Origin of the sequence: Psychromonas ossibalaenae ATCC BAA-1528, from assembly GCF_000381745.1 — a bacterium.
In the GTDB taxonomy this organism is placed as follows: Bacteria; Pseudomonadota; Gammaproteobacteria; order Enterobacterales; family Psychromonadaceae; genus Psychromonas; species Psychromonas ossibalaenae.
In genome coordinates this window covers 1-13,132 of the sequence record NZ_KB907022.1, presented here as the reverse complement: position 1 = coordinate 13,132, position 13,132 = coordinate 1, and the positions used below count along the sequence as shown (strand labels likewise).

12 protein-coding genes and 2 pseudogenes are annotated in these 13,132 nt (G+C 40.2%); 10 read left to right on the top strand and 4 right to left on the bottom strand.

Annotated features, from left to right (window positions below; all coding sequences use genetic code 11):
• Window positions 1-42: 42 nt before the first annotated feature.
• From G327_RS27410 to G327_RS0119845, 4 genes and pseudogenes are all read right to left on the bottom strand, one after another.
• A pseudogene (locus G327_RS27410) lies at window positions 43-341 on the bottom strand (malate dehydrogenase); the annotation flags it as partial.
• A gap of 96 nt (window positions 342-437) precedes the next feature.
• Window positions 438-1,181 (bottom strand): thermonuclease family protein, encoded by a 744-nt coding sequence (locus G327_RS0119850; RefSeq protein WP_019616558.1) that lies wholly within the window; start codon window positions 1,179-1,181, stop codon window positions 438-440.
• 632 nt (window positions 1,182-1,813) lie between these two features.
• Window positions 1,814-2,026 carry a 50S ribosomal protein L31 gene (gene rpmE, locus G327_RS26630; protein WP_083938577.1) on the bottom strand — a complete coding sequence of 71 codons (213 nt, stop codon included), beginning with the start codon at window positions 2,024-2,026 and terminating at the stop codon, window positions 1,814-1,816.
• Window positions 2,027-2,368: 342 nt separating this feature from the next.
• Window positions 2,369-3,724, bottom strand: a complete 1,356-nt coding sequence (locus G327_RS0119845; RefSeq protein WP_019616557.1) for a hypothetical protein — start codon at window positions 3,722-3,724, stop codon at window positions 2,369-2,371.
• 302 nt (window positions 3,725-4,026) lie between these two features.
• On the opposite strand from G327_RS0119845, the gene G327_RS25190 reads away from it, so the two are divergent.
• From G327_RS25190 to G327_RS25185, 10 genes and pseudogenes are all read left to right on the top strand, one after another.
• The gene (locus G327_RS25190; protein WP_019616556.1) at window positions 4,027-4,194 is read left to right on the top strand and encodes a XapX domain-containing protein; all 168 of its coding nucleotides are present in this window, start codon (window positions 4,027-4,029) and stop codon (window positions 4,192-4,194) included.
• Between the two features lie 115 nt (window positions 4,195-4,309).
• Window positions 4,310-5,260, top strand: coding sequence for a transaldolase (gene tal / locus G327_RS0119835; RefSeq protein WP_019616555.1), 951 nt, complete (start codon window positions 4,310-4,312; stop codon window positions 5,258-5,260).
• A gap of 142 nt (window positions 5,261-5,402) precedes the next feature.
• Window positions 5,403-6,668: a NupC/NupG family nucleoside CNT transporter gene (locus G327_RS0119830; protein WP_019616554.1), complete on the top strand. Its 1,266-nt coding sequence runs from the start codon at window positions 5,403-5,405 to the stop codon at window positions 6,666-6,668.
• A gap of 127 nt (window positions 6,669-6,795) precedes the next feature.
• Window positions 6,796-7,569 carry a deoxyribose-phosphate aldolase gene (gene deoC / locus G327_RS0119825; protein WP_019616553.1) on the top strand — a complete coding sequence of 258 codons (774 nt, stop codon included), beginning with the start codon at window positions 6,796-6,798 and terminating at the stop codon, window positions 7,567-7,569.
• Complete coding sequence (locus tag G327_RS0119820; protein ID WP_019616552.1) at window positions 7,569-8,816, top strand: phosphopentomutase; 1,248 nt, start codon at window positions 7,569-7,571, stop codon at window positions 8,814-8,816. Before deoC ends, G327_RS0119820 begins: the two co-directional genes overlap by 1 nt.
• Before the next feature lie 106 nt (window positions 8,817-8,922).
• A complete protein-coding gene (deoD, locus tag G327_RS0119815) occupies window positions 8,923-9,633 on the top strand; it encodes a purine-nucleoside phosphorylase (RefSeq protein WP_019616551.1) in 711 nt (236 codons plus the stop codon).
• Between the two features lie 148 nt (window positions 9,634-9,781).
• The gene (locus G327_RS0119810) at window positions 9,782-10,600 is read left to right on the top strand and encodes a nucleoside-specific channel-forming Tsx family protein (RefSeq protein WP_019616550.1); all 819 of its coding nucleotides are present in this window, start codon (window positions 9,782-9,784) and stop codon (window positions 10,598-10,600) included.
• A 509-nt stretch (window positions 10,601-11,109) separates the two neighbouring features.
• Window positions 11,110-11,733 (top strand): GNAT family N-acetyltransferase, encoded by a 624-nt coding sequence (locus G327_RS0119800; RefSeq protein ID WP_019616548.1) that lies wholly within the window; start codon window positions 11,110-11,112, stop codon window positions 11,731-11,733.
• 4 nt (window positions 11,734-11,737) lie between these two features.
• Entirely contained in the window at window positions 11,738-12,139 is a 402-nt protein-coding gene (cdd, locus tag G327_RS0119795) for a cytidine deaminase (RefSeq protein WP_019616547.1), read from the top strand.
• 403 nt (window positions 12,140-12,542) lie between these two features.
• A pseudogene (locus G327_RS25185) lies at window positions 12,543-13,132 on the top strand (transketolase); the annotation flags it as partial.

Sequence of the window (13,132 nt, the reverse complement as noted above, 5' to 3'; positions counted from 1 at the left end):
AAAACACTCAGGTGCTTTGAAATCTTCAAGATTAATACCGCCGAATGTATCGGCAATATTTACAACAGTATTAACAAACTCATCGGCAGTGCGATGCTTTACTTCAATATCAATAGAATCAAGACCAGCAAAGCGTTTGAATAATAACGCTTTACCTTCCATAACAGATTTAGAGGCCAAGGCCCTAAATTTCCCAGTCCCCAAATTGTACTGCCGTTAGTGATAACAGCCACCAGGTTGCCTTTATCTGTGTATTTATAAACATCATCGGGATTAGATGCAATTTCATGTACCGGCTCTGCCGCTCCCGGGCTGTAAGCCAGAGACAGATCATGGGCCATTTCAGCTGAAGTGGTAATTTCAACACTAATCTTACCCGGCTTGGGAAAAGCGTGATGATAGTCAAGTTTTTAGTGAGTTTACAGCCTTAATTCATCTTAGGGTAAGATTTGCGCAGGATGATAGAGCCTTAATCTAGGCAGCTGGCGACTGAAAGTTAATTTTCCAGTTAACAATAATTTGTCATGCAGTAGAAAATCAACGTTATTGTCCTTAAACATTTTTAAAGGCTTTGCTGCTATCTTAATCTCTAATTTTCTGTCTAACTTAAAACTGAGACCTTTTTTATCTTCATGTAATTCAGTTACGGTACCTTTGATATAGACATAACCTTTATCTGTTTTATTTAAAGCAGCAGCGGACAACGGCTTAAACTCAGACCAAATCCCTTTTTTTCGGAGACGAGCCCGCCTTTCTGCTTTTTGAAAACACCGCCAGAAACGATCATTTTTACCAATCACAAGCTGTTTTGCCAAACCATTCTGTAACTGCAGCAGTGCCAGATTTCGCCCGGTTTTACTATAAACATAAGCAAGTATCCGCCCATACTTATCCTGTTTAGTTTTATCAAAAACCAAGTGCAGCTTATCCCCAGCCTTTATATATTTTTCTAATAATCGTTTTGCTTCAAAAGCAAACGGCTCAGAAAGGCTTTTATCGCGATGGTTAATTTCGGGTGTATTGATACCGATAAGTCGGACTAAAGACCCGTTTGTTAAGGTGACCGTATCACCATCATTAATTTTTTTCAGAGTGACAGTTTGATCCCAGCCGATCTTCTGACAGGAAGCATACAACTGCACGGGCAGGATCAAGAAAAGTATAAAAAATCGTAAAAACACAGTTTATTCCAAAAAATTAAAATCTGTTTTCACTCTAGGACAAAACCCCAGGAAACGCCTGAAACTTTATTATCACCTGACATACTTTTTAAATCGTTTCTTTGTCATTAAGCTGTTTAGAAGAAAGCCAGCCCAACATTTTTTGCTTATCTGTCCCGATAACAGCTTCGATACGACTGCCAGTATCAGCGATACTGTGCCGATGCCTGCAATTACTTATCAGCAGACATAAAAAAAGGTACCCGAAGGTACCTTTTTAAAATCATTTCTGGTCTTTCTATTTAAGCGATAAAGCTTATTTAGAAGAAAGAGAACCGAAACGTTTTTTGCTTATCTATCCCGATAACAGCTTCGATACTGTGCCGATGCCTGTAATTACTTATCAGCAGACATAAAAAAAGGCGCCCGAAGGTACCTTTTTATATCATTTCTGGTCTTTCTATTTAAGCAATTTACAAGAAAGAGAACCGAAATGTTTTTTGCTTACCTGTCCCGATAACAGCTTCGATACGACTGCCAGTATCAGCGATACTGTGCCGATGCCTGCAATTACTTATCAGCAGACATAAAAAAAGGTACCCGAAGGTACCTTTTTAAAATCATTTCTGGTCTTTCTATTTAAGCGATAAAGCTTATTTAGAAGAAAGAGAACCGAAACGTTTTTTGAATTTGTCGATACGACCGCCAGTATCAACAACACGTTGAGTACCAGTATAGAATGGGTGACATGCGCCACAGATATCTAGAGTTAGGTCTTTGCCGGCTGTTGAGCCAACTTTAACTACGTTACCACAAGAACAAGTTGCTGTGATTACGTTGTATTCTGGATGAATATTGTTTTTCATAGGGAAAACCTCTATTGGGCCGTGTCGCTGCTCAGTTTGAATGAATTATTTCACTCAACAAAGTACCACACGTATTTATCGTAAATTTTTAGGTGGCGAATTATATAAGGATGTGCAATAAAAATACAACCAAAAAATGGGATATTTCGACTATTTACAGCAATACACTCTTTTACGGCTATGTAGCAACTCTATTAACCTTTCACTCCATGAACCAGGCTATGCTCATTATCCGTTTTAAGGTTATACAAAAACGTATAGGAGTGTGTAATATAAACAACAATAAAAGCTGGATATTTCCACTATCTATGGAAATACCCGACTTGCAAAAAACCAAGCAATTCAGCTCATTATCATTTTCAAAGCATCTTCCAGAAGACTTTCTGGTGTATAGCTCTTCTGAGCAACACCGAAGGTTATTGCCCGGGTAGTATTGTTTTTCAAATCACAATAGTTAAATATAACGCGGTGTATTTCAGACAGCTGATCAATAACATTAATACTGTTTACTCCTTTGTTCATATGCCGATCAATATAGGTAAAAAATAGGTCAATACTGTCACTGTGATGAAGTTTAATATCCGCACTGTCCGTTAATTTACAAGTGATTGGACAAATAGCCCCTAATTCATTGCTGAACCAGCGGTCCTTCCACCAGCCGATTTTTTTCCCCTGGAGCTTTTCCCTTGAATTAAGAAAAGGAACAAAAAAATAGACATCGGCATTAGACTTTTTGATGTCCTCATAAGAAGCCATTAAAGCACCGGATCTGAGGGTACTTTCGTGTTCAATATAATGATCATATTTATCTGCTTTGCGGCTGAACGCGTTTAACAGCTGAAAATGAATATAAGCCAGTTTATCCGGATAAATTAAATTACATTTTGTTACCGGCTTTAGCTCCCCAACTAATAACTGCTCAAAATGATTACGGTTCATATTCTGCTGGTAACGGTTAGTCAGAACATTTTCCAGATTATCTGAGTAATTCGAAGTTATAATAGTATTTTCACTTTCATCGTAAATATAATAATCAACGACGCTCTGTCTGGTCAGGTTATTGCTGTTCAGCAGTATATAACCACTGTCTACTTCAGAAGTAATTAAGCTGTACATACCTCTTTTATGATCAAGTTTTATAACCCGCCCTTCCGTATGCATCGCTAAATAACTTCTTTCCATCACCTCTTCTTCATGCAGACGGCTGAAATTGGAAAATATACTGGAGAGTTTATCAAGATAAAAATAATACAGTCTGGCCGACAAGCCGCTTGCTTTAATCGACTCTCGTATTTCTTTATTCGCAATAATACTGGCAAGCACTGACTTCAGAGCTTCAATATTTTTATAATTCTGCACAGTATAAATAGTATGACATACGCAGCATTTTTTTCGCTGTGTTCCTGCGGAGGTAAAACCATGCAGCTTAGCATCCGTTCTTTCGCTAAAGAAAAAATACTGATGGCACTTAGGGCAGTGGGTTAATTTTCTGGCAAACTGAAATTCCAGCTTTTCTTTTACAATGCCGTTAACTAATTCATTATTTATCCAGGGACAATTACTGCCGCACAATTTACACTCAATTGACAAGTATCCTAAACGTCTGCTCTGCGGAATATAGTCATCGCTTTTGATCACTCCGAAATTTTCGCAATTAACTGTTTTGCAACAGTTAAAGTCTGTTCTAAATTTAAACATTATTTTTTCCTATTACTCGCCCAGCACAATCATAGCCCACACATTTTGATAACACAGTTGTGATATTTACTTTTGACCACAGTAAAATTTTCGCAATTAACTGTTTTACAAGAGTTAAAGTCTGTTCTAAGTTTAAACAATATTTCTTCCTATAAATCATCTAACAAAATGATAGCCCACATATTTTGTTAACACCACAAAAGAAGATTATAATAATTATTGTTCTGGGGGTTTAGGTCACACTTTTAAGGTAGCTTAATAAATAAACTGATTTCAATTAATCGGATTGACAAGGAGTCAGCATGCAACAAATTTTTATGGCCTTATTCGCAGGGTGTCTAGTAGGGCTTATTTTTGCTTTTTTAAAATTACCATTACCAGCTCCACCAGTATTACCCGGCATTATGGGTATCTTCGGTGTGTATATGGGAGGCCTGATTTACCAGCAGTATATCAGCGCTTTGTTGTAATAGACGATTAAAAAACGGAAAGAATAAAATAGGCTGAATTTATAATTACCAGCCTAATAGCGGTGAGAGATCACCATGTAACATTTAAATACCTAATTATTAAAAGGTTAGTTCAATGGATAGTAAATTAGACCAATTACGCAAGCTTACAACTGTAGTTGCAGATACAGGAGATATTGAAGCTATACAAAAATATCAGCCTGAAGATGCAACAACAAATCCGTCCCTTATTTTAAAGGCGGCGCAAATTGCAGGTTATGCACCTTTAATAAACGATGCGATTGCATATGCAAAAACACAAAGTGATATTAAAGAACAGCAAGTTCAATATGCCTGTGACATGTTAGCTGTGAATATTGGTAAAGAAATTCTAAACATTGTTCCAGGCCGAATTTCAACTGAAGTCGATGCTCGCTTGTCTTATGACACCGAAGCAAGTCTAGCAAAAGCACGTCAGCTGGTAAAAATGTATAATGATGCGGGTATTACTAACGATCGTATTTTAATCAAGCTTGCGTCTACATGGCAGGGTATTCGCGCCGCTGAAATCTTAGAAAAAGAGGGTGTGAACTGTAACTTAACTCTTCTATTTTCTTTCGCTCAAGCGCAGGCTTGTGCTGAAGCAGGCGTATTTCTTATTTCACCTTTTGTCGGCCGCATTATGGACTGGCATAAGAAAAATGAAGGTCGTGACTTTACAGCAGAATCTGATCCAGGCGTGATATCAGTTTCAAAAATCTACAACTACTATAAAGCACATGGTTATAAAACAGTGGTAATGGGTGCAAGCTTCAGAAACACTGGTGAAATTTTAGAGTTAGCTGGATGTGATCGACTCACAATCAGCCCTCAATTATTAGAAGAGCTTGAAAATACGCAGGGAGAGGTAATCACAAAATTATCTGCTACGACTGAAATCAAAACACCAGGAGCACCATTAACCGAAGCACAGTTCTTATGGCAGCACAATCAAGATGCAATGGCGATTGAAAAACTTGCCGAAGGCATCAGAAATTTTGCTATCGATCAAGATATACTAGAAACAATGATTATGGAACGTTTGTAATTATTTCTAGTTAAGTAAACAACCTGCCAATGCATTCTTGGATTCAGCATTAGCAGATCACCTAGTTTTAAATAACAGTAATGAAAATGACGGATAGAAAATTTTTTCTGAAGTCAAGCCAAACTAAAATGGAGAGTTAAAAATGCAAATTGTTATGGGTTTAGTAGGGATTCTATCCTTAATTATGATTGCGGTAATATTTTCAAGCAATAGAAAAGCAATCAATCTTAGAACGGTAGGGGGTGCTTTCGCGATACAAGTGACAATACCTGCTATTGTTATATTCACAGAATCTGGTGCCAGCATCTTAGGCGGTATCTCTAACGGTGTTCAAGCTGTTATTGACAGTGCAAACGCTGGTATTGGTTTCCTTTTCGGCGGTCTTGTTTCCGGTAAAATGTTTGAAGTATTCGGCGGCGGCGGTTTTGTATTCGCGTTCCGCGTACTGCCTATCATTATCTTCTTCGCTTCATTAATGGCTGTTCTTTACTACATGGGTATTATGCAGTTCATCATCAAAATCTTTGGTGGTGCACTACAGAAAGCGCTAGGTACAAGTCGTACAGAGTCAATGTCAGCAGCTGCTAACGTTTTTGTTGGTCAAACAGAAGCACCGTTAGTTGTTAAACCGTTCATCCGCACAATGACTCGTTCAGAGCTTTTTGCAGTAATGGCCGGTGGTCTTGCATCGGTAGCCGGTGCGGTACTAGCAGGTTACGCATCTTTAGGTGTTAGTCTTGATTACCTGATTGCAGCATCATTTATGGCGGCACCTGGTGGTCTATTAATGGCTAAACTTTTAGAGCCAGAAACAGATACTCCAAAAGATGAAATGGAGCAGTTAACTGATGAAGAGCTAGAAGCTGATGCAGCCGGCAAACCAGTAAATGTAATTGATGCGGCAGCTGCTGGTGCATCTGACGGTCTTCACTTAGCATTGAACGTTGGTGGTATGTTAATCGCATTCATCGCTTTAATCGCGCTAATTAACACTATCTTAGGCGCAGTAGGCGGTGTATTTGGTGTTGATTCACTAACTCTACAAGTGATCTTAGGTTACTTATTCTCGCCAATCGCATTCCTAATCGGTGTTCCATGGTCTGAAGCACTACAGGTAGGTAGCTTACTAGGTCAGAAATTAGTAGTGAACGAGTTTGTTGCTTACATCGACTTCGTCGGCATCAAAGATACTCTAAGCATGAACTCTCAAGTAATCGTTACTGTTGCTCTATGTGGTTTTGCAAACTTATCTTCAATGGCAATTCTACTTGGTGGTCTAGGTGTACTTGCACCATCACGTCGCCCTGATATTGCACGCATGGGTCTTAAAGCTGTTCTTGCTGGTACGTTATCTAACTTCATGAGTGCAACTCTAGTAGGTATCTTCTTCGCACTGAGCGTTGCTTAATTTATCAAACAATCAGTTACTTTAAACGAACGATAATTTACGGTAACTGATATAACTACCAGGTGCTTGGAAACAAGTTCTGAGCTGCCTGGTTCTTCTACTAACAGAAAATCAAAGGAATTAAATAATGAGTGATTTACAACTAGCATCTCGTCAAGGTATCCAGTTAATGGACCTAACGACGCTTAATGACGATGACACTGATCAAAAAGTAATTCAGTTATGTGCAGATGCTCACACACCTGCCGGCGACACCGCTGCAGTGTGTATCTATCCTCGTTTCATTCCGATTGCTCGAAAAGTATTAGCTGAACAAAATACCGCGCACATTAAAATTGCGACGGTTACAAATTTCCCACACGGAAATGACGACTTAGAGATTGCTCTAGCCGAAACCCGTGCTGCTGTTGCCTACGGCGCAGATGAAGTTGATGTGGTTTTTCCTTATCGTGCATTAATGTCGGGTAACAGCGAGATTGGCGCAACCATGATCAAAGCGTGCCGCGAAATCTGCGGTGACAAAGTAAAACTGAAAGTTATTATCGAATCAGGTGTATTACAGAGCCCTGAACTAATTAAACAAGCAAGTCTGATTTGTATCAATGCAGGCGCTGATTTTATTAAAACCTCAACGGGTAAAGTACCTGTGAATGCCACTTTAGAAGCAACCAAAGTTATGCTGGAAGCGATTAAAGAGTCTGGGCTTGATGTTGGTTTTAAAGCGGCCGGCGGCGTTAAAGATGCACAGACAGCCTACGATTACATGCAGCTTGCCCGTGACATCATGGGTGAAGACTGGGTAAATACAGATCATTTCCGTTTCGGTGCATCAAGTCTACTAACAGGCCTGTTAACTGAATTAAATTTAACAGATAAAACAGTAGAAAAAGGGGCTTACTAATGAAACGCACACTTATCTTATTACTTGATTCTTTTGGTGTCGGCTCATCGGCAGATGCAGACCAGTTTACCGGTACACGCCCAGACGGCAGCCAGTTCAATGATGCCGGTTCAAATACACTAGGCCATATAGCTAAACTATGTGCAGAAGGTCAGGCAGACAACGGACGCCAAGGTCCGCTTACTATCCCGAATATGAACAAACTGGGTCTTGGCCGAGCTTGTGAAGAAAGCTCAGGTATTTTTCCTGCCGGTTTAGACAAATCTGTTGAGCCAACAGCTGCTTACGGCTTTGCAAAAGAGATCTCAACAGCCAAAGACACATCAAGCGGTCACTGGGAAATCACCGGCGTACCTGTGTTATTTGACTGGGGATACTTTAAGAAAAAACAAGACAGCTTCCCTCAGGAGCTCCTTGATGAATTAGTTAAACGTGCAGATTTACCTGGATACTTAGGTAACTGTCATTCATCGGGCACTATCATTCTTGAAGAGCTTGGTGAAGAACACATCAAAACCGGCAAGCCTATTTTTTATACTTCTGCAGACAGTGTTTTCCAGATTGCCTGTCATGAAGAAAGCTTCGGTGTTGAGCGCCTTTACGAACTATGTGCAATCGCACGTGAACTGGTTGATGAATATCATATCGGCCGTGTTATTGCTCGTCCATTCGACGGCACAAACAGCAGCAACTTTGCGCGTACCGGCAACCGCCATGATTACTCGGTTGTTCCACCGTCGCCGACTCTGCTTGATAAAATGAAAGACTCTGGCGGTGACGTAGTCAGCATCGGTAAGATTTCAGATATTTTTGCGGCTCAGGGTATTACTAAAGCCACTAAAGCAAACGGTATCGAAGAACTGTTTAATGCAAGCTTAAATGAGCTGAAACAAGCCGGCGATCAGAGCATTATTTTCACTAACTTTGTGAACTTTGATGCTGATTTCGGACATCGTCGTGATGTTTCTGGTTATGCAGCTGCTCTAGAATATTTTGATAAACGTTTACCGGAAATACTTGCAGAGCTGGATGATGAAGATCTTCTTATCATCACTGCCGATCACGGTTGTGATCCTACCTGGGAAGGCACAGATCATACTCGTGAACATATCCCGGTTATTGTCTACGGAAAATCGGTTAAAGCCGGCTCAGTAGGCCTGCGTGATACTTTCGCGGATATCGGCCAGACCATCGCCGAGCACCATAATTTACCAGACCTAGAGTACGGTAAAAGTATTTTTAAGTAATTAAGACCTAAACCTACTGCAGGGGAATTTTACCTCTGCAGTAACTAAAGACGCCGGGGCTTACGGCTTAGGCGGCTTTTTAAATAAATAGATGGAGAATGATAAAATGGCAACACCTCATATTAATGCAGTAGACGGCGCTTTTGCAGAAACAGTTTTACTTCCAGGCGACCCTTTACGTGCTAAATATATTGCAGAAACTTTTTTAGAAGATGTAGTACAGGTAACAGACGTACGTAACATGCTAGGTTTTACCGGTACTTATAAAGGTAAACGTATTTCAGTAATGGGCAGCGGCATGGGTATCCCTTCTTGCTCTATCTATGCAACTGAATTAATCCGTGAATACGGTGTTAAAAACCTAATCCGTGTAGGAAGCTGTGGTGCTGTAAGCCCAGATATTAAGCTTCTTGATGTTGTTATCGGTATGGGTGCATCAACAGACTCAAAAGCAAACCGTATCCGTTTTGCCGGACATGACTATGCTGCAATCGCAGATTACGGTCTGCTAGAAAAAGCAGTAAACTCTGCACGTGCACATGGTATCGAAGCTAAAGTTGGTAACATCTTCTCAGCTGATACCTTCTACACGCCAGAGCCGGAAGTATTTGATACACTAGAAAAATACAATATTCTAGGTGTAGAAATGGAAGCTGCAGGTCTATTTGCAGTTGCTGCAGAAGAAGGCGCTAAAGCGCTGTGTATTTTAACTGTATCGGACCATATCCGTACTGGTGAAAAATCAACTTCTGATGAAAGACAAAACAGTTTCAATGAAATGATAATCATTGCTCTGGATTCTGTGGTAGCAGAATAACAAGAACTTGAAATCCAAGGTACCAGCAATACGGGAAACCATATTCAAAAAGACCTTGGGTAGATTGGTAAGTATTACGCAAGTAATAGATAAAACAAATAACATCATTGATGATGATTATTTATTAAACTTAAATAAGGAAATAACTATGCGCAAGTCTCTTTTAGCCCTTAGTGTACTGGCTTTATCGTCAACTTCTGCTTTCGCTGCTGATTACAGCGATGGCGACACTCATAAAAACGACTACAAATGGCTGCAGTTCAATGCAATGTACTCATTTGGTGAAATACCAACTTCTGAAGGTGCTACTAAGGAAGATCACGATTACCTGGAAATGGAATTCGGCGGTCGCTCTGGCATCTGGGATCTGTACGGCTACGTTGATGTATTCAACCTAAGCCAAGACAGCGGCCAAAAGAAAGCCAATGGTGTTGACAGTAATGAAAAAATGTTCATGAAATTTGCACCTCGTATGTCGCTTGACGGTTTAACAGGTAAAGATCTGTCTTTCGGTCCAGTACAAGAGTTATACATTGCAACATTGATGAACTGGAGCGGTAATGACGTAGTAAACAATGCTAATATCGGTCTTGGTTCTGATGTAATGGTACCTTGGTTAGGTAAAGTCGGTTTAAACTTAATGGCTCATTACGAAATCGGTCGCAGTGAGTGGGATGGTTTCCATGCATCAACAAACTGGTTTAAACCTTTCTTCTTCTTTGAAAACGGTTCATTCATTTCTTACCAGGGTTACATCGACTGGCAGTTCGGTATGGATTCAGCAGAAGGTAAATCAGCTGACGGCGGCAACATGTTTAACGGTATCTACTGGCATTCAGACCGCTTTGCTGTAGGTTACGGCCTGAAAGCATACAAAAATGTTTACGGCCTGAAAGATGAAAGTGCATGGCCTGGTGCAGACACAACTGGCTTCAGCCATTACGTATCTGCAACTTACAAGTTCTAAATAGAACTTAATAATAGATGCATCCGGGAGAGCGGCTCGCCGCCCTCCCATATTATTTATTTAATCACAGCAACTCCTTAAGTAGGTACTCATTCAGAGTGCTGCGGCTTTTCAAACTGTTTTACCGCTTCAGATTCTGTGCAGACATAGTTCCGCCTGTAAAAACTCTATCGGCCTAAAATGCTTTAAAACCCCGCCCCAAACACCTATTTATCGCACTGGTATCTCAGGAGTTAGAATCAATAACGTTTACTGACAGCGTTGATTATGCAGTAGGTCTAAACCAGTTTACAGCAATCGGCAATGATCCATGCCCGTACAGAAACGCAGTTCACTGCAGCTGAACGTGCTGTTCAGCGCGTTGTTATCTGCGCAGCGGATAATCCGAAACCTGAAACATAGGTTTTCCGCCGCATACGCTGACAGGATCTTTAATAAAATGTAGATAATAGACTAAGATATACCTAACGGATCAGGTGTATCTAAAGCAGACCTCAAGGAGAATCATTATGGAATTTGATTGGGTAGAGTGGTACGGATATCTAGCTTCAATGGTAGTTTTGGTCTCATTAACCATGAGTTCAATTATCAAATTGAGGGTCATTAATTTTATAGGCTGTCTGCTTTTCGCTTCCTTTGCTTACTTTATAGGTTCAGCTCCGACCATGGTGATGAATCTAAGCATTGCATGCATTAATGTTTATTATCTTTATCAGTTATACAACAGCAAAGAAGAATTCAAAATAATTTCAGCTTCCAATAATTCAGAATATTTTCAACATTTTATTAGTGTTAATCAAAATGATATTGAAAAACAGATAACCCTGGAAAAATTAAAAGAAGCCGGAACATCATTTTATATGTTACGCGATAACAATATTGCCGGACTGCTTACCGGACAAATAGAAGAAGATGGTGTTTTTACAATTATGCTGGATTACGTCATCCCGCGGTACCGCGACTTTAAACTCGGCAGCTATTATTACAATACTCACCCTGAGTTTATGAAAGCTAAAGGGATCAATACATTAAAAGCATTTGCCGACAATGATGAGCACTGCTTTTACCTTGAGAAGATGGGCTTTATTAAGCAGTCAGAAAGCGATTCTCGCACTTATATAAAGAGATTATGAAAATATGAACTACTTCAATGAATTAAATACACTGCTGGATATGTCATCGGCACCCTACTCCGGCTTTAACGTAGCGGCAATTGTTGTTACCGAAGATAATAAAGTTTATAAAGGCGTTAATGTAGAATCTGCAGCCTACCCGACCACTAACTGCGCTGAACGAAATGCCCTGCAGACAGCGGTAACTGAAGGCGCAAAAATCGGTGATGTTAAAGAAGTACATGTATTAGGCCGTAATTCAGAGAAGTTACTGGTAAAAGCTTATCCTTGCGGTTCATGCCGTCAGGTTATTGCTGAACAGTCTGCTAATGATGCAATGGTTTACTGTTATGCATCTGAATCAGATGTGGAAAATTTCACCATTGCGGAATTATTACCACATGCGTTTTTAGGCGCTGAATTATAGCCGCTCCCAAAAGCTGGTAAGTAAGCAGATTTTCTGCTTACTTACCAGCTTTACCCCCGCCTGTTTTTCATTGTAAATCCAATTTTTGTCCCGTCCGCCTTAACAGCAGCACAAACCACATACGCCTGTTTTTACTGCGTTTTTAGTCGAAAATATCAGCACCAGCCAAAAAACCACACGTTTTGTAAACATAGCGGATAAGATGAAAGTAATAACGATTGGGTCGATCTAGATCTCATTTTCTGCACCGCTTAATAAATAAACTAATTTCAATTAATCAATTCACAGCATGTCAGCAGGGAATTATTTCCTGATCATATTCACAGTATGTTCGGAAAAGCTGACATTTAAATGTTTATAATTTTTTATTTTATACACAACTTAAACAGACCAGGAGAAACAGATGCCATCTCGTCAAGAGCTAGCTAACGCAATTCGAGCCCTAAGCATGGACGCCGTTCAAAAAGCCAATTCAGGTCACCCAGGAGCACCAATGGGTATGGCTGATATCGCAGAAGTATTATGGCGTGATTTCTTAAACCACAACCCGACTAACCCGCAGTGGGCTGACCGAGATCGTTTTGTACTGTCTAACGGGCACGGTTCAATGCTGATCTATTCTCTATTACATTTATCGGGTTACGATCTGTCAATCGATGATCTTAAATCTTTCCGCCAGTTACATTCTAAAACTCCAGGTCACCCGGAATACGAGTACACGCCGGGTGTAGAAACAACAACCGGCCCTCTAGGCCAGGGTGTTACTAACGCTGTTGGTATGGCGATTGCTGAAAAATCTTTAGCTGCGCAGTTCAACCGTGAAGGTCACGATATTGTTGATCATTACACTTACACTTTCCTAGGTGACGGCTGTCTGATGGAAGGTATCTCCCATGAAGCTTGTTCTTTAGCGGGTACTTTAGGTCTTGGTAAACTTGTTGCATTCTGGGATGACAACGGCATCTCTATCGATGGTGAAGTTGAAGGCTGGTT

What these genes read in the sequence shown, in the direction of transcription:
- rpmE (WP_083938577.1), bottom strand. Translation starts at nt 2,026, where the DNA reads ATGAAAAACAATATTCATCCAGAATACAACGTAATCACAGCAACTTGT.
- G327_RS0119845 (WP_019616557.1), bottom strand. Translation starts at nt 3,724, where the DNA reads ATGTTTAAATTTAGAACAGACTTTAACTGTTGCAAAACAGTTAATTGC.
- G327_RS25190 (WP_019616556.1), top strand. Translation starts at nt 4,027, where the DNA reads ATGCAACAAATTTTTATGGCCTTATTCGCAGGGTGTCTAGTAGGGCTT.
- tal (WP_019616555.1), top strand. Translation starts at nt 4,310, where the DNA reads ATGGATAGTAAATTAGACCAATTACGCAAGCTTACAACTGTAGTTGCA.
- G327_RS0119830 (WP_019616554.1), top strand. Translation starts at nt 5,403, where the DNA reads ATGCAAATTGTTATGGGTTTAGTAGGGATTCTATCCTTAATTATGATT.
- deoC (WP_019616553.1), top strand. Translation starts at nt 6,796, where the DNA reads ATGAGTGATTTACAACTAGCATCTCGTCAAGGTATCCAGTTAATGGAC.
- G327_RS0119820 (WP_019616552.1), top strand. Translation starts at nt 7,569, where the DNA reads ATGAAACGCACACTTATCTTATTACTTGATTCTTTTGGTGTCGGCTCA.
- deoD (WP_019616551.1), top strand. Translation starts at nt 8,923, where the DNA reads ATGGCAACACCTCATATTAATGCAGTAGACGGCGCTTTTGCAGAAACA.
- G327_RS0119810 (WP_019616550.1), top strand. Translation starts at nt 9,782, where the DNA reads ATGCGCAAGTCTCTTTTAGCCCTTAGTGTACTGGCTTTATCGTCAACT.
- G327_RS0119800 (WP_019616548.1), top strand. Translation starts at nt 11,110, where the DNA reads ATGGAATTTGATTGGGTAGAGTGGTACGGATATCTAGCTTCAATGGTA.
- cdd (WP_019616547.1), top strand. Translation starts at nt 11,738, where the DNA reads ATGAACTACTTCAATGAATTAAATACACTGCTGGATATGTCATCGGCA.